Genomic DNA, 20,254 nt, shown 5'->3' with positions numbered 1-20,254 from the left:
AGAAGGAACGCATCTCGTGTCTAAGCCATCGGTCATCAAATTCGCCCGCCACGACACCAATGCCGACGAGATGCCGGTGCTGCCGGCGATCTCGCCGGCCGAGCTTGAAGCCGGCACACCGGTGCAGCGCGGCGTTGAATATTTCAATGACCCGATTCTCGGCCTCAATACCGGCGTCTGGGATTGCACGCCGATGACCACGCGCATGAGCCCCTATCCGTTCCATGAATTCATGATTCTGCTCGAAGGTTCCGTCACGATCCGCGAGGCGTCGGGCCGGGAAACCGTCATCACCGCCGGTGAAAGCTTCATCCTGCCCAAGGATCTGGTCTGCCAGTGGCACCAGACCGGCTATGTGCGGAAATTCTACGTCATCTTCGAAGACCCGAGCGGCACGGCCCCCAAGGATTCGGCATCGCTCAAGGTGCTCAAGATCGATACCGACCACAATTTGCAGCCGAGCCCGCCGCCTGCGAAGGATATTCTCCTCAGCGACGTACCGACCCAGTTTGGCCATAACTGGTCCGAGGATCCGACCGGCCAGTTCACCAATGGGGTCTGGGGCTCGACCTCCTATCGCCGCAAGGCGATGCCGTTCCCACGCCACGAATTGATGCATCTGCTGGAAGGCTCGGTCACCCTTACCGATCCCGATCTCGGCGCCAAGACCTTCACCGCCGGCGATACCTTCTTCGTGCCCAAGGGCGCCAATGTCGAATGGTACAACCCGGTGCCGGTCAAAAAGCTCTACAGCATCTTCATTCCGAAGAATGGATGAGCGATACCTGCATCCAATTGTCATGGCCCGCTTCAGGCGGGCCATCCACGAGTTTGCTTGCGGCCGAAGAAAGTAACTCGTGGATCCCCCGCCTTCGCGGGGGATGACGGCTATTTCAGTCATTGTGATGTCCTGCCACAGCATAGCCTCCCCCTATGCCGCGGCTCGATAATCGCTGGTTTTCCTTGAAATAACCCTTCGCCATACTGTGCTCATCGGCAGATGCCGGCGGTTCGTGCCGCCGGCGCCACCTTACCCCGAGTGTCAGACATGGCCCGCGATCCCCGCTACGACATCCTCTTCGAGCCCCTGAAGATCGGCCCGGTCACGGCCAAAAACCGCTTCTATCAGGTGCCGCATTGCAATGGCGGCGGCTATCGCGATCCATCCGCGGCGGCGGCCATGCGCGGCGTCAAATCCGAGGGCGGCTGGGGCGTCATCTTCACCGAGCAATGCGAGATGCATCACACCTCGGAGATCACGCCCTTCATCGAACTGCGCCTCTGGGACGATGCCGACATCCCGGCACTCGCCAAGATGGCCGAGGCGATGAAGCGCAACGGGGCGCTGGCCGGCATCCAACTCGCCTATTCCGGCGTGAACGGCCCCAATCTCTATACCCGCGAAGTGCCGCGCGCTCCCACGGCGCTCCCCATCCGCACCTTCACCAACGACCCGGTCCAGGCCCGCGCCATGGACAAGCAAGACATCCGCGATCTCCGGCGCTGGCACCGCAACGCCTATCGCCGCGCCAAACAGGCAGGCTTCGACCTCGTCTGCCTCTACGGCGCCCATGGCTTCGGCATCATCCAGCATTTCCTCTCCACCGCCACCAACCAGCGCAATGATGAATATGGCGGCAGTCTCGAAAACCGCGCGCGCCTGATGCGCGAGCTGGTGGCCGAGGCGCGCGACGAAATTGGCGATACCTGCGGCATCACCTTGCGTCTCTCCCTCGATGAGATGATCGGCGATCTCGGCTTCGCCAATGCCGAGCTCCGCGACATGATCGAAATGCATGCGGATCTTCCCGATCTTTGGGATCTCGCCCATGGCGCCTGGGAGGATTGCTCCGGCCCCTCGCGCTTCAAGGAGGAGGGGGCGCAGGAGCGCCTCGTCGCCGGCATCAAGCAATTGACGCCGAAACCCGTCGTCGGTGTCGGCCGCTTCACCTCGCCCGACGTGATGGTGCGGCAGATCAAATCCGGCGTGCTCGATTTTATCGGCTGTGCCCGGCCCTCGATCGCCGATCCCTATCTCCCGAAGAAGGTGGAGGAGGGGCGCATCGACGACATCCGCGAATGCATCGGCTGCAACATGTGCATCACCGGCGACATGACCATGTCGATCTCGCGCTGCACGCAGAACCCGACCTTCATGGAGGAATGGCGCAAGGGCTGGCATCCGGAGGAGATCGCGGTGAAGGGGGCAAGCGAGAGCGTGCTGGTCGTGGGCGCCGGTCCCGCCGGTCTCGAAGCCGCGCTGGCCCTGGGCCGCCGTGGCTACCGCGTGGCATTGGCCGAGGCGGGGACCGAACTCGGCGGCCGTGTCGCCCGCGAATGCAAGCTCCCCGGTCTTTCCGCCTGGGGCCGCGTGCGCGATTACCGCGCCTATCAATTGGGCAAGCTCGCCAATGTCGAGATCTATTTCGACAGCCGCCTCTCCGCCGAGGACATCCTTGGTTTCGGCTTCGAACATGTCGCGATCGCGACCGGTGCCGATTGGCGCCGCGATGGTGTCGCCCGCGCCCATGTGGTGCCGATGCCGATGGATGCCGCCATGCCGGTCTTCACGCCGGACGATCTGATGGACGGCCGGCTGCCATCCGGCCGCGTAGTGCTCTTCGACGATGATCACTACTACATGGGCGGTGTGCTCGCCGAATTGCTGGCGGCGACGGGCTGCCAGGTCACTTTGGTCACGACCTCAGCCTTCGTGTCCGACTGGACGAGAAACACGCTGGAGCAGGGCGCCATCCACCGCCGCCTCGCCGCCGCTGGAATCGAGATCGTGCTCAACCGCAGCGTGGCGCGCATCGCCGGCGATCACGTCGTAACCGCCTGCGCCTATACCGGCGCGGTCGGGGCGCTTCCCGCCGATGCCGTTGCCCTGGTCACCTCCCGCATCGGCCGCGACGGCATCTGGCGGGATCTTCTGGCCTGCCAGCCGGAATGGGCCGATGCCGGCATCAAATCGGTAAAACGCATCGGCGACGCCGAAGCGCCGGGCCCGATCGCCTGGGCCACCTATGCCGGCCATCGCTACGCGCGCGAGCTGGACGCACCCGATCTCGGCGATGCCATGCCCTTCCGCCGCGAAGTGGCGGCCCTGGCGGTGGATTGAGCCGCCTTGCGAACTTCTTTAGATTGGCACGAACAAAAACCGCCCCGCCACGCGCAACCCGCCTGGCGGGGCGAAATCTGTGGAGCGAAACGACCATGACCTTCCCGATTGCCCGTCTGCGGGCGGAATTCCCGGCCCTAGCCTTGACCGATCAAGGCCGCGCGCGGATCTATCTCGACAATCCCGCCGGCACCCAGGTGCCAGCCCGCGTCGCCGCGGCGGTCAGCGCATGCCTGCTGGAGACCAACGCCAATCTCGGCGGCCATTTCGCCACGACGAAGCTCGCCGGTGCTGTGGTGGATGGTGCCCATCAGGTCATGGCCGATCTTCTGGGCGCCCGCTCGGCGCGCGAGATCATCATCGGCGCCAACATGACCACGCTCACCTTCCATCTCTCGCGCTCGATCGCCCATGATTTCAAGCCGGGCGACGAGATCATCGTCACGCGTATGGATCACGAAGGCAATGTCTCGCCCTGGCTCGAGATCGCCAAGGACAAGGGACTCAACGTCAAGTTCCTGTCTTTCGACAAGGAAACCTGGCAGATCGAGGGCAAGGATCTTGCAGCTCTGCTCAGCGACCGCACGCGCCTCGTCTGCCTCAATTACGCCAGCAACCTGACCGGTTCGATCAACGACGTGAAGGCACTGACGGCAATCGCCCACAAGGCGGGTGCTTTGGTCTATGTCGATGCGGTCCAGTTCACGCCGCACCGCCTCGTCGACGTGCAGGATCTCGGTTGCGATTTCCTCGCCTGCTCGGCCTACAAGTTCTTCGGCCCGCATCTCGGCATCGTCTGGGGTCGCGAGGCATTGCTGGAAAAGCTCTACGCCTATAAATGCCGCTGCTCCGACAATGCCCTGCCGCACCGTTTCGAAACCGGTACGCCGCAGATCGAATTGCTGGCCGGGCTCAGTGCCACCGTGGATTACTTTGATTGGCTGGGCGGGGAAGTGGGCGCCACCGGCACACGCCGCGCCCGCATCGCGGCCGCCTACAGGGCCTCGGTCGATCACGAGGAACCCCTCGCCAATCAATTGATCGCTGGTTTGCAGGCGATCGACGGCATCACCATCGCCGGTATCACCAATCCCAACCGCGCCAACCACCGCGTGCCGACCGTATCCTTCCGCCACAAATCGGTGGCGCCGGTCGCCATCTCAACGGCGCTCGCCGCCGCCAATATCTTCGTCTGGGACGGCCACAATTACGCTTATGAACTGGTGCGCCAACTGGGGATTCCCGAAGGCGAGGGTGTCGTCCGCATCGGGATCGCGCATTACAACACGCAAGACGAAGTGGGCCAGGTGATCGCCGCGGTGAAGGCGGCCATCACAGCCCATTCCTAAAGCGGCTGCGAGCCGCGATAGGCTTGCAGGCGCCGCTTCATGGCGGCGACGCGGTTGCGATAAGTGGGATCGCGCCGGAGGCCCACGGCGGTCGAGAGTACGTCGATCACCGCCAGGGCGGCGATGCGCGAGATGGTGGGCGTGTAGTCATTGGTGTTGTCCAGCGTCTCGATGACGATGCCGACATCGCAATGCGCGAGGAGCGGCGCCTGGGCGGCACCCACCAGGCCGATCACGCGGGCGCCGTTCGCCCGCGCCAGTTTCGCGACATCGATCATCGAGGGCGTGGTACCTGTATTCGAGATCACGACTGCGACATTCCCCGGCTGCATCATCGAAGCCACCATGATCTGCTGGTGAAGATCCGAGGGCGCGCCGCAGGGCACGCCGAAAAGCGGGAATTTCTGCTGCGCGTCATGGGCGACGATGCCCGAGGCGCCGAAGCCGAAGAAATCGATCGCCTTTGCCGTGGTGAGGATGTCGATCGCCCGCGCGATGGCCTGCGGATCGATGCGCTTTCTGGTCCAGTCGAGGCTGCTGATCGTGTAATCGAAGATCTTCTCGAACACGGTCTCTGGCGCATCCGTTTCCAGCAGCACGGAATGCGTGGCCGGGGTCCCCAGCGCCAAAGCCTGGGCGAGGCGCAACTTGAAATCCTGATAGCCGTTGCAGCCGATCGCGGTTGCGAAACGGATCACGGTCGGCTGGCTTACCTCGGCGATGGCGGCGGTCTCGGCCACGGTCGCGGTGAGGAATCGCGGTGGGTCGGCCAGGATCACATCCGCCACCTTGCGGTCGGATTTGCGCAATCTGGCATGGCGCAGGCGGATCGTCTCCAGCACGTTCTGACTGTTGGGAAGCGGATCCATCATCGCTGCTCCTCCCAAAGAAAGACCTGATCCGGATCGGCGCGGAAGAGATGCGGCTTGGGTGTGGCCGCCGCCGCCCGGTCGATCGCCGCCGGATCTTCGGTGTTGAAATCGAACATGCCGAAATGATGGGCGATCACGGCTTCCGCGCCAATCTCGCGGCCGATCTCGATCGCTTCCCCGAGCGCCAGATTGCCCGGCACGTTGTTGGCGAGCAGCTCGGCGCTCCGCCCATTGACCGGCAGCAATGCAATGTCGGGGCGCAGAGGCGCCACGTCGTCGATTATGCCTTGATAGGGAATGGTATCGCCGGAATGCCAGATGCGCCAATTGCCGATCTCGATCACATAGCCGAGGAATTTGTGGTTGCCCGCCGCATCCCGTTCCAAAGTCTCATGGGCGGCGCGTGTCGCCGTCACGAAAATTCCGGGCAAGGGTTGGGTGCGCTCACCGGCATCAACAAGATGCAGCCGCTCAGGTCCCACGCCCGCGCGCCGCGTCGCTTCCTCGCGCGCGGCCCGTGGCGCCACCAGTTTGAGGCCCGGCTGCTGCGCCATCAGCGGGCGCAGGGTCTCCGGATCCATATGATCGGTATGCTGGTGGGTCGAAAGCACCAAATCGACCCGCCCCAGTTCCAGCGGCGAAACCGGCGCCGCCATCAGGCGCTGATGGGGATAGAGCTTGCCGCGATATTTCTCGGCCAACGAGTTCGACAGATAGGGATCGATCACCAGGCGTTTCCCTTCGGCCTCGATCACGAAGCCCGCCTGGCCCAGCCAATAAAGGCACCGCGCATTGCCGGGGGGTGCCGCCAGAATCTCCGCCAGCGGTGCCGGACGCTTCTGCTGCACGAGCCTAGCCGGCATGGCGCGCCTGTTTGGGCGCCAGCACGGCCAATAGATTTTCGACCGCGATGCTGGTTGCCCGCGCCACACTTTCATCGGTAAAGCCGCCGATATGGCTGGTGGCGATGACGCGTTCATGCCGCGCCAGCGCAAGATCGCTGGGTGGTTCCTCGGCAAAGACGTCGGTCGCATAAGCGTCGACCTTGCCGCGCGCCAGCGCATCGAGTAGCGCATCTTTGTCCACCAGCCCCGCTCGTGCCGTGTTGACGATAAGCACGTCCGGGCGCAGCCGTTCAAAGCCCGTTGCATCCAGGATCGGCTTGCCGCCCGCCAGCATCGGGCAATGGAAGGTGATGATGTCGGCCTGCGTCAGCGCGGTCTCCAGATCTACCCAGCGGAATCTCTCCGCCGGCAGATCGAGCGCGCGCGGCTTCGGGTCGAAAGCCAGCACCTTGGCGCCGAGCGCCGTCACCAACCGCGCCACCTCGCCGCCGATGGCGCCGCAGCCGATGATACCGACATTCCTGTCGCGCAATTCACGGCCGCGTCGGCGCGGCCAGGCGCCGTTCTTGATGCCCTGATCGGCGCAGGGCACATGGCGCAATCCTGCGAAGATCAACGCCAAAGTAAGCTCCGCGACACCCGGCGCGTTGGCGGCGCCCGCCGTCGCGATGGTGATTCCGCGCGCCTTCACGGCCTCGATCGGCAGATTGTCGATCCCGGTGCCGTTGCGGCTGATGACCATCAATCTCTGCGCCGCCGCGATCACCGCTGGCGAAACCGGCTCCACACCCGCCAGCCAGCCCACGCATTCCGGCACCAGGCACAGGAGTTCATCCTCTTTCGGCAATTGACCTGGCGTCGAGGTGACGACCTCGAATCCCGCCGCGCGCAAGGGGGCGAGGGCGGGATGCGTGCCGGAGGTCAAGGATCGTGGTGTGACCAGAATTTGCGGGCGCATCGCCTCAGCCTTTCGCCGCATTGTGCGCGATCGCCGAGATGGCGTCGAAAGTCGAGCCCCGGGTCGGAATCGCGATATGGAAGACTTCCGCGATCACCTGGGTCCAGCCATGAATGAAATAGGTCCAGCCGTCGACGGGCGTCACGTGCCGCTTTGCCGCCTGATTGCGCGCCTGCGCGAGAAAAACCAGATCGCCGCGATAATTGAGGTCCCAGGCGATGGCATGCATGGGAAAGACTGCCGTATCGCTCAAGGGCGAACCCGGCCGATCCTTGCCGAGCCCGGTCGCGTTGATCACCAGACTGTGCGGTTTCAAGCCCGCCAGCACCCCGTCATTCTCTGCCGCAGATACATATTCGACCGGCATATCGCTGCCGATCTCCCCATGGATGCGCTTGATCTCCTCAAGGCGATGTGAATCGCGATCGGCGACGACGATCCGGCTTGGCCGGTTGGCGCCGTGCTGTTTCTGCATCAGGTACCAGGTAAAGGCGATGGTGGAGCCACCGGCGCCCATCGCAAAAACCTCGGCGCCGGTCGCGGCGAAATGATCCTTCGGCAGAAAACTCTCGATGGCAAGGCCCGAGGAGATCGGGTCCTTGGCATGGGCGATGAGCTTGCCGTCCTGCTTCGAGAGGCAGGAGGTTTCGGCCATTAATTCGGCATAGGGATCGACCGCGTCGAAGAGGTCGCGGCAAGCGGCGAAAAGATCGATCTTGTGCGTGGTGACCAGCGCTCCCAGCGACAGCTTATCCTGCTTGATGAAAGAAACCGCGTCGCGATAGGCGGCGGGTTCCGCGTGGAGCGGGAAATCGATCCCGATGAGCTGCGCATCATTCAAACCGAGATGCGCCGCCCAGGCCGGAAACACCCGCATGATGGAGGAACTCTGCGTGGTGACGCCGATGAAATAAAAGGTGGGTCTCGTGGCTGGCGGAAGAGGCGCCAATCATCCCTCCCGCGCGCGCTTTACCGCCGCCACCGCCGATTTGGCGCGGCGCGTGATCTCGGCGAACTGGCCGTTGCGGATATCCTCGGTGCGCGCGATCCAGGTGCCGCCCACCGCCACCACCGATTTCACCTTCAGCCAATCGGGTAGGTTCTCCTCGGTCACACCGCCCGTCGGGATGAAGGTGATCCCCAGATGCAGAAAGGGCGCCGAGATCGCGGCGAGGAAACTGGGGCCACCCGCCGGACCCGCCGGAAAGAACTTCGCCAGCTTGGTGCCGGCTGCCGCCGCGGCGGAAAGGTCGCTCGGCGTCATGATGCCGGGCGCGAAGGGCAGTTTCGCCTTCGCCGCGGCGGCGACGATATTGCCGTCGAAACCCGGCGCCAGGCCGTAGGACGAGCCGGCCTTGATCGCCGCGTCGAGCGAGGAAAGATCAAGGATGGTGCCAGCACCCACGCAGAGATCGGGGCGCTTGTCGTGCATGGCGGCGATCACCTCCGCCGCCGCCGCCGTGCGGAAGGTGATTTCCGCGACCGGCAGCCCGCCTTCCAGCAAGGCATCGGCCAACGGCACCGCATCCTCTTTCCGCTCAATGGCGATGACGGGCACGACGCCGATGCTGCGGATGATTTCGAAGGGTGTGGTCATGTCGTTCTTCCTTTATTGAGCTGCCTGCAGCAAAGCGGCGATTTTTTCCGGTGCACGTGGGCGGTAATCCCGGTTCTCGACCAGGTGCCAGCCGCCTTTCCCATCACGCATCACACGGTGCCGCATGCCCTGGGATTGTTCGATGATGCCGTAATCCTGGCCGGCATCGGCGGGATAGGTGAACATCATCACAAGATCCTCGTCGCCGATATTGATCGAACGGTGGATCCAATAGGGCGGCACGTAGCAGATCGTCTGCGCGCCGATCTCCAGGATGCGCGTCTCGCCCTCGGGCGATTCCAATTGCATGAGGCCCAGCCCCTTCTGCCCGTAATAGACTTCCGGCCGGTCGGTCTGGGCATGGATATGGCCGCGCGTCATGAAGAACTCGTCGCCGATAGAGCCCGGCGACATGCGCGTCACCCCGAAGATGAGATCGCCGGGTGCGCCCGAAGGTCGGAAATCGGCCACGTCATAGACCACGCGTGTGCCTTCCTTCTCGGCGCGGGCGGCGAAGGCCGCCGCGTCGGCATAGAGCCCGACGAGATCGGCGAGCCTCTTCTGATAGGTGCCGGTGGCGCCGGCCATGGTTCCCGCGGCAACGTCGATCCGGCAGGCATGGGGTGGAGGGAAGGTCATGCTGGCTCCGCTTGTTCGGTAGTTTTACTACATTTCGGCGCCGGAAGAGTCAAGAAACAGGCGCTAGATTGCTGCATTGCACCCAATTGAGGGGAAAATACGCAGGTTGACGAGGGAATTCCCGTAGTTATGTTACGATTCTCACGACCAGCGAGGATGGAAAGCGTGTCCGGTGATCTTTTCCTGACAATCGATGTCGGCACCGGCAGCGCCCGGGCTGCCCTGGTGGGCGGGGACGGCGCCATCCTGGCCCTCGTCGCCCATGAGCATGACCAGATCGTGCCGCAATATGGCTGGTCCGAGCAGCGCGCCGAGGATTGGTGGCAGGGCACGATCCGCGCCATTCGCGATCTGCTGGCAGCACACCCCGATTCCCGCAAGAACATCGCCGCCATCTGCGCCTGCGGCCAGATGCACGGCACCGTGTTGCTGGATGCGCATGGCAAACTGACGCGGCCCAACGTGCCGCTCTGGAACGACAAGCGCACGGCCTCGCTCGTCGCCGCCTTCGAGGCCAAGCACAGAACCGCCGATTACCTTGCCGACAGCGCCAATCCGCCGACACCCGCCTGGCCGGCTTTCAAACTGCAATGGCTGCGCGACCATGATCCCGCCGCCTATCAATCCGCCGCTGCCGTCGTGATGCCGAAGGACTTCATCAATTTCCGCCTCACCGGCGAGATCGCGATGGACCGCACCGAGGCCGCCTGTTCCTTTCTGATGGACCCGAAGACCGGCGCCTGGTCGCCCAAGATGTGCGATCTCCTCGAACTCGACCGGGCCAAGCTCGCGCCGATCCGGCAACCGCTCGACATTCTCGGTTCCGTGACCGCCGCAGCGGCGCTGGAAACCGGTCTGCCGCAGGGCGTGCCGGTCCTGGTCGGCGGCGGCGATTTCCCGGTGGCGCTGCTGGGTTCCGGCGTCTCGCGCCCCGGCCTCGGTTCCGACGTCACCGGCACCTCCTCGATCATCACACTCGTTTCCGAGCAACCGCTGCTCGATCCCGAGATCTCCAATATCGGCACGGTGGATGGCGGCTGGGGTGGTTTCGTGCTCCTCGAATCCGGCGGCGATGCCATGCGTTGGGCGCGCCGCGCCTTTCACGAACGGGCACTCGATTATCCCGCCATCGTCGAGAAAGCGGCGGCGGCACCCGCCGGTGCCGAGCGGCTCTTCTTCCTGCCCTATCTCACCGGCGAACGCTTCGGGCAGCATCGCAATTCCCGCGCCCAGTTCTTCGGTATCACCGCGGAACATGGCCTTCCCCATCTCCACCGCGCGGTGATGGAAGGGGTGGCCTTTGCCGTAACGCGCCATATCCGCATCATGGAACAGGCTTGCGGGCACAAGCTCGAGCGCGTCATCGCTTCGGGCGGCGGTGCCAAGACGCCGCTCTGGCTCAAGATCAAGGCCAGCGCCTACAACATCCCGATCGTGGTGCCGCGGGAAGCGGAATGCGGTATCGTGGGCTGTGCCGCGATCGCCGCCACCGCGACGGGCCGCTTCTCGTCGGTGGCCGCTGCGGCCGATGCCTTCGTCCATCATGTCGGCGAGGTTCTGCCGGATCCCCAATGGGTCGAGACCTATCAGCGCATGCAGCCGGTCTTCGACCGGCTCTACCAGCATGCCCAGGTCCTCTATGATGATCTCGACAGCCTCGGCAAGGCGTGAGAAGTTTGCCGACATGAGAGAGAGCAATATCGACATCCGTCCCGTGACGCCGCATCTCGGCGCCGAAATTTCCGGCATCGATCTGCGCGCCGCCTCCGATGCCACGATCGCCACAGTGAAGCATGCCTTCGCCGAACATGCGGTGCTGTTCTTCAAGGACCAGCATCTCTCGCCCGACGATCTCCTCGCCGTGACCGGCCGCTTCGGCGAGGTCCTGCGCGTGCCCTATGTCGCGGGCATGGCCAGCCATCCCGACATCATCGCCGTGCTGAAGGAGGCCGATGAGCGCCGCATTTCGACCTTCGGCGGCACCTGGCACAGCGACTTTTCATTCCTGCCTGAACCGCCCGATGCCACCTTGCTGCAGGCGGCGGAGCTGCCGCGCCTCGGCGGCGACACGCTCTGGGCCAATCAGTATCTGGCCTATGAAACCCTGTCAGACGGCCTCAAGCGCCTGCTCGATCCGCTGTTTGCGGTCCATACCGGCTGGCCCCACGGCACGACGGGGCCAGGCCCCGATGCGGCGGTCAGCCGCTCGATCAAGATGACGCGCAACGATCCTGGCGCCGACAAGGAAGTTCTGCATCCGGTCGTGCGTGTGCATCCCGTGACCGGGCGCAAGGCACTCTTCGTCAACCCGGTCTATACCCAGCGTTTCGCCGAGATGTCGGTGGCGGAATCGAAGCCGCTGCTCGATTACCTGCACCAGCATTGCACGCGGCCGGAATTCCAGTGCCGTCTGCGCTGGCAGGATGGCATGCTGGTGATGTGGGACAATCGTTCCACCCTGCATCTTGCCATCAACGATTACGATGGCGAACGGCGGCTGCTCTACAGGACGACCCTTGCGGGCGCGCAGCCCCGGGGTATTGCTCACATGGAATCGTTGTAGCGCGACAGTAGCGCCGGCATATCCTGATCACGGATCCGGGCGATCTTTTGCCACAGGCAGGTTGCGGCTTGCGGATGCGCATCGTGCCAGCCATGGCTGAAGACCAGGTAATAAGGCTTGCTTGAGATCGGCGGGTCGAGCACCGCGACCTGGTCGGCGAGGTCATGCCGCGCGACATAAGCGTCGCCGATCAAGGTTTGGATGGCGAAGGCATCGATCCGGCTGTTCAGCAGCTTGTTGAAATTGTTCTCCGTCTCTTGCGCGGTCTCGACCTTGAGTCCGCGCTTCTTCAGATCATCGGCGATCGACCAGCCAAAATTGGCGCCGACGGGGCGCTGCAAGCCCAGCAAAGAGGTGCCGTCCCAGGTGACGCCGCTATCCTTGCGCACATAGAAGGCATAGCTCAGCGTCGCTAATTGAAAGGCCGGGTCCGCTGCATCGCCTGCCATGGGATAGACCCCGAACGCCAGCCGTTCCGGACTGAAGGACAGCATCAGCACGGCGTCGAGCGTATTGTCTTTCATCTGAGCCAGCAGCCGGCCACCGGGATAGCGCGCCGGGTCGAGGGCGACCTCGCATTTCTTGGCCGCATATTCGACAATCTCGACGGCGATGCCGGGCATCGCCGGAATGGCACTGCCATTGCCCATCACGAAGAAGGGCGATTCCTGGTTCGTAAAGCCGATCCGCAACAGGGGCGCGTCGGCGGCCGGGGCCGCCTGGCTCGCCAGCAGCAGAAACAGGCCGGCCAGGATTCCATGACGAAAATGAGACAGCGTCGCGCTCCATCATCCGTGCAAGCGGCCAGGAAGTGTCGCACTTTGCCGCCCTTGCGGCCAGCGCGATGATTCGACCGCGACGCTTCTACCGGGCCGCCCGCCAGATCGTGGGAAACCAGTCTTCCCGCAGGCGTTCGCCGCTTTGCTGGTTGATGCCGGGATAGGGTGGCGAGGTGCGGCCGGGCCGCTCGACATAGGTGGCATCATCGCCGACGAAGCGGCAGGAGAAGGCGCGGCGTCGCGCCGTACCCGCATTGCCGTTGGCGCCATGCACGACGCGGTAGTTGAAGAGGATCGCATCACCCGGTTCGAGGGCGGGTTCCAGCAGCTTGAATGCGCCGGCATCGACATCGGGCAGATCCATGAACTGCGCCGTGTCGGCATAAAAATCCTCGCCGCCGGCCCAGCGTTTGGGGCGCACCAGCTTGGGCCAGAGATGCGACCCCAGCACCAGGCGCAAGGTATTGTCGGTTGAGACCGGATCCAGCGGAATCCAGTAACTCCCGGTCTGCATGCCGTCGACGCAGTAATAAGGCATGTCCTGGTGCCACGGCGTCTTCTTCGGCGTGCCCGGTTCCTTCACCAGCACATGGTCATGGAAAATCTGCGACGAGCGGCTGCCCATCAGCCGGCCGGCCAGTTCCGCCGCTGGCGAGTTCATGACGAAATCGGTGAATTCCGGAATCCGCTGCCAATTGCAGTAATCGTCGAAGAAGCTGCCGCCGCCATCGCCCGGGCGGACATTCTCCGTGCCGTAGGGGCCGGGCTCGCGCATGTTGCGCGCGATGCCGTCGCGCAAGGTATCCACCCAATCCGTGAACGCCCCGCGCAGAACGATGGCGCCGTCCCGGGCGTAATCGGCGATATCCTGTTGCGTGACCTGCATCTTCTCTTCGCTGCCTTTCTTGTGCCGGCAGTGACCCTGCCAAATTCGGGTCACCATGACAAATGCTTGCTTACCACAGGTGCCGCTTTCCAAAAGCTCATGCCCCGTTATCTTGCCCACCTGTCAGGACATGTATATACAGGTACAGTCAATAAGGGAAATCGAGGCCATGGCGGACCAGGCGATCATTGAACGCGGCAAGGCGGCTTTGACCTATCGCGAATTGGCGGCCATCGCCCGCGGCGAGGTGCAGCTTCGCCTCGCTGCCGCGACCGAGGCATGCCTCAGAAACGGCCGCGCCATCGTCGAGCGCATCATAGAGAAGGGCGAGCGCGCCTATGGCATCAGCACGGGCCTCGGTGCTCTCAGCGAAATCGTCCTCACCGGCGACCAGCAGGCCCAGCTTTCGCGCAACACGCTTCTCAGCCATGCCTGCGGCGTTGGCAATCCGCTCTCCGTCACGGCGACGCGCGCCATCATGGCGTCTTTGGTCAACGATCTCTGTCATGGTCATTCGGGGGTCAGTCCCGCCGTGGTCCATCAATTGGTGGCCCTGCTCAATGCCGGCATCACACCCCTTGTGCCGGGCCAGGGCTCGGTCGGCTACATCACCCATGGCGCCCATATCGGCCTCGCCTTGATCGGCATCGGCGACGTCGCCGTGAACGATGTCACGCAACCGGCCGCGACGGCCCTCGCTGCCGCCGGTCTCGAACCCATCGCTCTCGGCGCCAAAGACGGCCTCTGCCTCGTCAACGGCACGCGCTGCCTCACCGGCCTCGCCTGCCTTGCCTTGACCGAGGCCGAGCATCTCGCCGATTGGGCCGATGTGATCGGCGCCATGAGCTTCGAGGCCTTGAAAGGCCAGATCGCCGCCTATGATGCGGATCTCCTCGCTTTGAAGCCGCATCCCGGCATGATCACGGTCGGTGAAAGGCTGCGGGCGCTCCTCGCCGACAGCGAGATCGTCGCCAAGCATCAGGGCTACCGCACCCAGGACGCACTCTCGATCCGCTCCATCCCGCAGATCCACGGCGCCACCCGCGACCAGATCGATCATGTCCGCCGCCAGATCGAGATCGAGCTCACATCCGCGACCGACAATCCGCTGGTCCTCGGCGATCCCGACAATTATCGCGTCATCTCCAACGCCCATCCCCATGGCCAGAGTCTCGCCATGGCGATGGATCTCCTCGCCATCGCCATCGCGGAACTGGGCTCGGTCGCCGAACGGCGCCTCGACCGCCTCATCAATCCGGCGACCAGCACCCTGCCGGCTTTCCTGGTGCAGGGCGGTGGCGTAAATTCCGGGATGATGATCGCGCAATACGCGGCGGCCTCGCTCGCGGCCGAGAACAAGCTGCTGGCCCATCCCATGGTGACCGACAATTACATCACCTCCGCCCAGCAGGAAGATCATCTCTCCCTCGGCACGCCGGGTGCGCTCAAATGCTTGCAGGTCATTGCCAATGCGCGGCACATCCTCGCCATCGAATATCTGCTGGCAGCACAGGCGCTCGATTTTTATCCCGGTCTCAAACCCGGCCGCGGCACGGGTGCCGCCCATACGGCGCTTCGCGCCGAGATCCCGCCTTATCTCGAAGACCGCTTCCTCTCCCCCGACATCGCCCTGGTGGCGCGCCGCCTCGGCGAGACGTCCTGGGCCGAGGCCGTCGCCAAGGCCCTCACGCGATCGTCATCGTAAAAACCGGCGCAGGGATTCCCTCCGCCTTGCGTGCTATTCTGGCATTGCTCGCACGTAGCGACAGCTAGCCGGATTGGGGACCGAGGCGCGTCCTCCAGTAATTCTGTCATGCGATCAATGGGTTGAGCTTGAACTCAGCCGGATCAACCATGTCGGAAAACCATGACCATCGCGCACGATTCCCGCATTCTCCGCAATGATGCCCAGCCCGGCGGCAGCACCACGCGGAGCGAACCCGATCTCGCCTTCGACATCCAGGCCCGGCCCCGCTTGCGCCGCCGCCGGCGCTGGCCGTGGATCGTGACGCTGCTGATTCTGGCGGCCGGCGCGGGGGTCGCCTGGTATGCCCTGCGCGGTGAAACCACAATCGCCAATCAATACGTTCTCGCCGAGGTGACGCTCGGCAATGTCGAGGATAGCGTCGCGGCGGTGGGCGAGATTCAGCCGCGCGATTATGTCGATGTGGGCGCCCAGGTCTCGGGCCAGATCATCTCGCTCAATGTCGAGGTGGGCGACGAGGTCGAAAAGGACACGCTCCTCGCCGAGCTCGATGCGCGGGTATTGAAATCGCAGGTCGCCGGCAATCAGGCGCAATTGCTCAACCTCCGTGCCCAGCTCGATCGCTATCAGGCCGAACTGCAACTGGCCCAGCAGCAATTCGAACGCGAATCCAGCCTGATGGCCCAGGATGCCACCAGCCAGGACGCGCTCGATACCGCTTCGGCCAATCTCCGCTCGGCCAAGGCGCAGATCGCCGCCACCAAGGCCAGCCTCCAGGAAACCCAATCCGAGCTCGAAGGCAACGAGGCCAATCTCGGCTATACCCGCATCTATGCGCCCATGTCGGGGACGGTGGTCAGTCTCGATGCGCGGCTCGGTCAGACCCTCAACGCCAACCAGACGGCCCCGGTGCTGATGCGCATTGCCGATCTCGACACCATGACGGTCGAGGCGCAGGTCTCCGAGGCTGACATCTCGCGCCTTGCGATCGGCATGCCCGCGAGCTTCACCACGCTCGGTCAAACCGACCGGCGCTGGAGCGGCACCTTGAGCCAGATCCTTCCCACCCCAACCGAGGAGAACGGCGTCATCCTCTATGACGCCTTGTTCGATGTCGAAAATCCCGATCGCCGCCTGATGACGCAGATGAGCGCCCAGGTGACCTTCATGGTGGCCCGCGCCGAGAATGCGCTGGTGGTACCCACCGCCGCCTTGCGGCCGCTCGCCGACAAATCGGCGCCCGCCGGCAGCTATCAGGTCCTGGTGGCCGAAGCCGCCGGCCGCTATGCGCTGCGCGACGTCAAAATCGGCATCAAGAACCGCAATCTCGCCGAGGTGCTGGAGGGGCTGGAGGCCGGCGACCAGGTGGTCGTCGGCGAGCGCAGCGCGAACCAGGCGGCGGGGGGCAGCCGCTTCCGAGGCTTCCCATGAACCTCGCCTTCGCGCGCGATCCGGCGCCGGCGCTCGACACCGGGCGCCCGCCGCTCATCGAACTCAAGGACATCCGCAAGACCTTCGTCACCGGCGGCGGCTTCGCCGTCGAAGTCCTGCACGGCATCTCGCTCACCATCCGTCAGGGCGAATTCGTGGCCATCATGGGCGCATCGGGGTCCGGGAAATCGACCCTGATGAACATCCTCGGCTGCCTCGATACGGCAAGCTCCGGCAGCTACAATTTCGCTGGCCGGGACATCGCCGATCTCAGCCGCGACGAACTCGCCGAATTGCGGCGCGACGATTTCGGTTTCGTCTTTCAAAGCTACAACCTCATCGCCACCGCAACGGCACTCGAGAATGTCGAGATCCCCGGCATCTATGCCGGCATGTCGCTCGCCGACCGGCATGCGCGCGCGGAAATGCTGTTGAGTGGGCTGGGCCTCGCCGAACGCCTGGAACATCGTCCGAACCAGCTTTCCGGCGGCCAGCAACAGCGCGTCTCGATCGCCCGCGCGCTCATGAATGGCGGGCGCATCATCCTCGCCGACGAACCCACCGGTGCCTTGGACAGCCGCAGTGGTTCGGAAGTGATGGCCCTGCTGCGTCAATTGGCCGAGGCTGGCCACACCATCATCCTGGTGACTCATGACCGGGACGTCGCCGCCCATGCCGACCGCCTCATTGAAATCGCCGACGGCCTCATCTCGTCGGATAGCGGTGCGCGCCTGCTGACCTCGGTCCCGGCGAGCGCGGGCATGATGCCGGATCATGCTTTGGGCCGCATCGGCCTCGTCGGCGATGCCTATGAGGCGGCGAAGATGGCTTTGCGCGCACTCCGCCGCAACATCTTCCGCACCATCCTCACCTTGCTCGGCATCGTCATCGGCGTGGGCTCGGTTGTTGCCATGATGGCGGTGGGCGAGGGGGCGACACGCGACGTGCTCGCCCGCATCAACGCCATGGGCAGCAACCAGCTGGTGATCCGCCCCGGCATGCCCAATCAGCGCGGGCCGTCCGCCGCCGGCATCACCTCGCTGGTGGCTGAGGACGCGACGGCGATCGAGGAGCTGAACTATGTCCGGGCCGCCGTCCCCGAAAAGAACGGCAGCTTCACCCTGCGCTTCGGCAACAGCGATTACATGACCTCGGTCACCGGCACCACGGATGGTCTGCCCATCATCCGCGACTGGGCCATCGCCGAGGGCAGCTTCTTCACCGATGCCGATTCCGCCGCTCTTTCCGCCGTCGTGGTGCTGGGCCAGACCGTGGTGAAAAATCTCTTTCCCACCGGAATCGATCCCATCGGCCAGACCATTCTCATCGGCAACACGCCTTTCGAGGTGATCGGCGTAATGGCCACCAAGGGTGCGGCTTCCTTCGGCCAGGACATGGACGACAATGCCTTCGTGCCTCTGGGCACCGGCAGCCTGCGGCTCTTCGGCGATCACGATCTCCGCAGCATCACCGTGGCGGTCGAGGACGAATTGCTGATGTCCGATGTCGAGGCGAAGATCCGCGCCTTGCTCATCGACCGGCACCGCTTGGAGGATTTCCAGATCCGCAACATGGCCTCGATCATCGAGGCGGCCTCCGCCACCGCCGGCACCATGACCATCCTTCTGGGCTCGATCGCGGCCATCTCGCTGGTGGTGGGCGGTATCGGCGTCATGAACATCATGCTGGTCAGCGTCTCCGAGCGCACGCGCGAAATCGGTATCCGCATGGCGACGGGTGCGCGCACCCGCAACATCCTGCAGCAATTCCTGGTCGAGGCGGTGATCGTCTCGGCCCTGGGCGGCATCATCGGTGTCGCCATCGGCCTTGCCGCCGGTTTCGTCATTGAGATGTTCGGCATGTCGATCGCGTTCTCCATGCCGGTCATGCTGCTCTCGGTGGGGTGTGCTGCTTCGGTGGGCCTAGTCTTCGGCCTTGCTCCCGCGATCAAGGCCGCCCATCTCAACCCCGTCGTCGCCCTGTCGAGCGAGTGACCCCTGCGATGCATTCCCGTGGTTTTTCCGCTTTTCTTCTGCTCCTGCTGCTGGGTGGCTGCGATCTCATCGCCGAGCCGACCGAGCCTGTCATCAAGACGCCGGTTGCCTGGGCGGCGCCGATTCCGATCGCCGCCGATTCCTGGCCGACCGCCGATTGGTGGCACCACATCGGCAGTACCGAGCTCGATGCCCTGATGGAAGAGGCGCGCGCCAACAATCTCGATCTCGCCGCCGCAAGTGCCCGCATCGCCCAGGTCGAGGCGCAGGCACGCGCCACCTCCGCCGATCTCTGGCCGCAGATCAACCTGGGCGCCGATGCCAGCCGGCGCGGGCCTCTGGACGAGGGCGCCTATCGCGACGAGAACAACATCTCAAGCGGCACCGATGTCCATACCGATTCCTTCGGCCTCTCGCTCAGCGCGTCATACGAGGCGGATTTCTGGGGCCGCAACCGCGCCAACCGCACGGCCGCTCTGGAATCCCTGCGCGCCAGCGCCTATGACCGCCAGACGGTCGCCTTGACCGTCACCACCAGTGTCGCCTCGACTTATCTCAGCATTCTTTCGCTCCGCGAACAGATCGCCATCGCCGACAACAACCTTGCCAATGCGCGCGACATTCTGGGCGTGGTCGAGGCGAAGACGCGCCTCGGCGCCGTCTCGCCGGCCGATCTCGCGCAGCAGCGCGGCGTGGTCGCGGCGCAGGAGGCGGTGCTGGCACCTTTGGTGCAGCAGGAGCTTGAAGCCAGATCGGCGCTGGCCTTGCTGCTCGGGCGCAATCCCCAGGATCTCGCGATCGCCGCGCATTCGCTGGACGGGCTCAACGTGCCGCTGGTGGCGGGTGGCCTGCCCTCGGAATTGCTCCAGCGCCGCCCGGACATCGCCTCGGCCGAGGCCAATCTCGCCTCCGCTGATGCCAGTGTCGTGGCCGCCCGCGCCGCTTTCTTCCCCAGCCTCGATCTTTCCGGCGTGCTCAGTCTGGAAACCGCCGCGCTCTCGACCCTGTTCGGCCCGGCCGGTGCCGCCTACAGCATCGCCGGCAGCCTCGCCCAGCCGATCTTCGATGGCGGCCGCCTCGTCGCCGAGGAAGACCTCGCCATCGCCCAGCGCGAGGAATTGATCGCCACCTATCGCGCTTCGATCCTCACCGCCTTCTCCGATGTCGAGAATGCTTTGGGTCTGGTGCGCTCGCTCCGCGAGCAGGTGCGCTTGCAGGAAGTCCAGGTCGAGCAGGCCGAGATCGCTTTCCGCATTGTCAACACACGCTATGTCGCCGGCTCGGTCGATTTGATCGAACTGCTCAACGCCCAGCGCACATTGTTCGACGCCCAGGACAGCCTCGGCCAATTGCGCCTCCAGCAGATGCAGGCCGCGATCGAGCTCTACAAGGCGCTGGGCGGCGGCTGGCAACAGCCGGCACCCGAGGCGTAATACCCACAGGCCGGGGGAGAATATTACAATTTAATTGCGAATAATTCTTATTAGCTGTTAGTTAAGCGGCCTTCGCTCCCCG

Annotated in this window: 17 protein-coding genes; 9 read left to right on the top strand and 8 right to left on the bottom strand. The window is 64.3% G+C overall.

Features of this window, described 5'->3' with window-relative positions; translation table 11 throughout:
- Nucleotides 1-16: 16 nt before the first annotated feature.
- The 3 genes from ACE3PR_RS09500 (at nucleotide 17) to ACE3PR_RS09490 (ending at nucleotide 4,470) form a co-directional block, all read left to right on the top strand.
- Nucleotides 17-778 carry a cupin domain-containing protein gene (locus tag ACE3PR_RS09500; RefSeq protein ID WP_374371023.1) on the top strand — a complete coding sequence of 254 codons (762 nt, stop codon included), beginning with the start codon at nucleotides 17-19 and terminating at the stop codon, nucleotides 776-778.
- 270 nt (nucleotides 779-1,048) lie between these two features.
- Nucleotides 1,049-3,121, top strand: coding sequence for an NAD(P)-binding protein (locus ACE3PR_RS09495; protein ID WP_374371021.1), 2,073 nt, complete (start codon nucleotides 1,049-1,051; stop codon nucleotides 3,119-3,121).
- Nucleotides 3,122-3,216: 95 nt separating this feature from the next.
- Entirely contained in the window at nucleotides 3,217-4,470 is a 1,254-nt protein-coding gene (locus ACE3PR_RS09490; protein WP_374371018.1) for a cysteine desulfurase-like protein, read from the top strand.
- Here ACE3PR_RS09490 and ACE3PR_RS09485 read toward each other — a convergent pair.
- The 6 genes from ACE3PR_RS09485 to ACE3PR_RS09460 are packed head-to-tail and all read right to left on the bottom strand — an operon-like array spanning nucleotide 4,467 to nucleotide 9,381.
- The gene (locus ACE3PR_RS09485; RefSeq protein ID WP_374371016.1) at nucleotides 4,467-5,342 is read right to left on the bottom strand and encodes an SIS domain-containing protein; all 876 of its coding nucleotides are present in this window, start codon (nucleotides 5,340-5,342) and stop codon (nucleotides 4,467-4,469) included. The two genes, ACE3PR_RS09490 and ACE3PR_RS09485, sit on opposite strands and share 4 nt — an antisense overlap.
- On the bottom strand, nucleotides 5,339-6,205 hold the full coding sequence (locus ACE3PR_RS09480) for an MBL fold metallo-hydrolase (RefSeq protein ID WP_374371014.1): 867 nt from the start codon (nucleotides 6,203-6,205) through the stop codon (nucleotides 5,339-5,341). The genes ACE3PR_RS09485 and ACE3PR_RS09480 overlap by 4 nt, the downstream gene beginning before the upstream one ends.
- The gene (locus ACE3PR_RS09475; protein WP_374371012.1) at nucleotides 6,195-7,166 is read right to left on the bottom strand and encodes an NAD(P)-dependent oxidoreductase; all 972 of its coding nucleotides are present in this window, start codon (nucleotides 7,164-7,166) and stop codon (nucleotides 6,195-6,197) included. The genes ACE3PR_RS09480 and ACE3PR_RS09475 overlap by 11 nt, the downstream gene beginning before the upstream one ends.
- On the bottom strand, nucleotides 7,150-8,094 hold the full coding sequence (locus ACE3PR_RS09470) for a shikimate dehydrogenase (protein ID WP_374371010.1): 945 nt from the start codon (nucleotides 8,092-8,094) through the stop codon (nucleotides 7,150-7,152). Before ACE3PR_RS09470 ends, ACE3PR_RS09475 begins: the two co-directional genes overlap by 17 nt.
- Entirely contained in the window at nucleotides 8,095-8,742 is a 648-nt protein-coding gene (gene eda / locus ACE3PR_RS09465) for a bifunctional 4-hydroxy-2-oxoglutarate aldolase/2-dehydro-3-deoxy-phosphogluconate aldolase (RefSeq protein ID WP_374371008.1), read from the bottom strand. It abuts the gene before it with no gap.
- Nucleotides 8,743-8,754: 12 nt separating this feature from the next.
- The gene (locus ACE3PR_RS09460; protein ID WP_374371006.1) at nucleotides 8,755-9,381 is read right to left on the bottom strand and encodes a glucose-6-phosphate isomerase; all 627 of its coding nucleotides are present in this window, start codon (nucleotides 9,379-9,381) and stop codon (nucleotides 8,755-8,757) included.
- 165 nt (nucleotides 9,382-9,546) lie between these two features.
- Between ACE3PR_RS09460 and ACE3PR_RS09455 the strand changes: the two genes are divergently transcribed.
- Both ACE3PR_RS09455 and ACE3PR_RS09450 read left to right on the top strand, forming a co-directional pair.
- Nucleotides 9,547-11,052: an FGGY-family carbohydrate kinase gene (locus ACE3PR_RS09455; protein WP_374371004.1), complete on the top strand. Its 1,506-nt coding sequence runs from the start codon at nucleotides 9,547-9,549 to the stop codon at nucleotides 11,050-11,052.
- 13 nt (nucleotides 11,053-11,065) lie between these two features.
- On the top strand, nucleotides 11,066-11,944 hold the full coding sequence (locus tag ACE3PR_RS09450; protein ID WP_374371002.1) for a TauD/TfdA dioxygenase family protein: 879 nt from the start codon (nucleotides 11,066-11,068) through the stop codon (nucleotides 11,942-11,944).
- Here ACE3PR_RS09450 and ACE3PR_RS09445 read toward each other — a convergent pair.
- Both ACE3PR_RS09445 and ACE3PR_RS09440 read right to left on the bottom strand, forming a co-directional pair.
- Nucleotides 11,926-12,636 carry a substrate-binding periplasmic protein gene (locus ACE3PR_RS09445; protein WP_374371000.1) on the bottom strand — a complete coding sequence of 237 codons (711 nt, stop codon included), beginning with the start codon at nucleotides 12,634-12,636 and terminating at the stop codon, nucleotides 11,926-11,928. The two genes, ACE3PR_RS09450 and ACE3PR_RS09445, sit on opposite strands and share 19 nt — an antisense overlap.
- 172 nt (nucleotides 12,637-12,808) lie before the next feature.
- Nucleotides 12,809-13,666: a phytanoyl-CoA dioxygenase family protein gene (locus ACE3PR_RS09440; RefSeq protein WP_374370998.1), complete on the bottom strand. Its 858-nt coding sequence runs from the start codon at nucleotides 13,664-13,666 to the stop codon at nucleotides 12,809-12,811.
- A 112-nt stretch (nucleotides 13,667-13,778) separates the two neighbouring features.
- Between ACE3PR_RS09440 and hutH the strand changes: the two genes are divergently transcribed.
- The 4 genes from hutH (at nucleotide 13,779) to ACE3PR_RS09420 (ending at nucleotide 20,172) form a co-directional block, all read left to right on the top strand.
- Nucleotides 13,779-15,314, top strand: coding sequence for a histidine ammonia-lyase (gene hutH / locus ACE3PR_RS09435; RefSeq protein WP_374370996.1), 1,536 nt, complete (start codon nucleotides 13,779-13,781; stop codon nucleotides 15,312-15,314).
- A gap of 162 nt (nucleotides 15,315-15,476) precedes the next feature.
- Entirely contained in the window at nucleotides 15,477-16,745 is a 1,269-nt protein-coding gene (locus ACE3PR_RS09430) for an efflux RND transporter periplasmic adaptor subunit (protein ID WP_374370994.1), read from the top strand.
- The gene (locus ACE3PR_RS09425; protein ID WP_374370991.1) at nucleotides 16,742-18,739 is read left to right on the top strand and encodes a MacB family efflux pump subunit; all 1,998 of its coding nucleotides are present in this window, start codon (nucleotides 16,742-16,744) and stop codon (nucleotides 18,737-18,739) included. The genes ACE3PR_RS09430 and ACE3PR_RS09425 overlap by 4 nt, the downstream gene beginning before the upstream one ends.
- 8 nt (nucleotides 18,740-18,747) lie before the next feature.
- Nucleotides 18,748-20,172, top strand: a complete 1,425-nt coding sequence (locus tag ACE3PR_RS09420; RefSeq protein ID WP_374370989.1) for an efflux transporter outer membrane subunit — start codon at nucleotides 18,748-18,750, stop codon at nucleotides 20,170-20,172.
- Nucleotides 20,173-20,254: the final 82 nt, after the last annotated feature.

Origin of the sequence: Dongia sp. (genome assembly GCF_041909655.1) — a bacterium.
GTDB lineage: Bacteria > Pseudomonadota > Alphaproteobacteria > Dongiales > Dongiaceae > Dongia.
The sequence above is the reverse complement of the archived record's forward strand: the minus strand, read 5'-3'. Positions and strand labels throughout refer to the sequence as shown.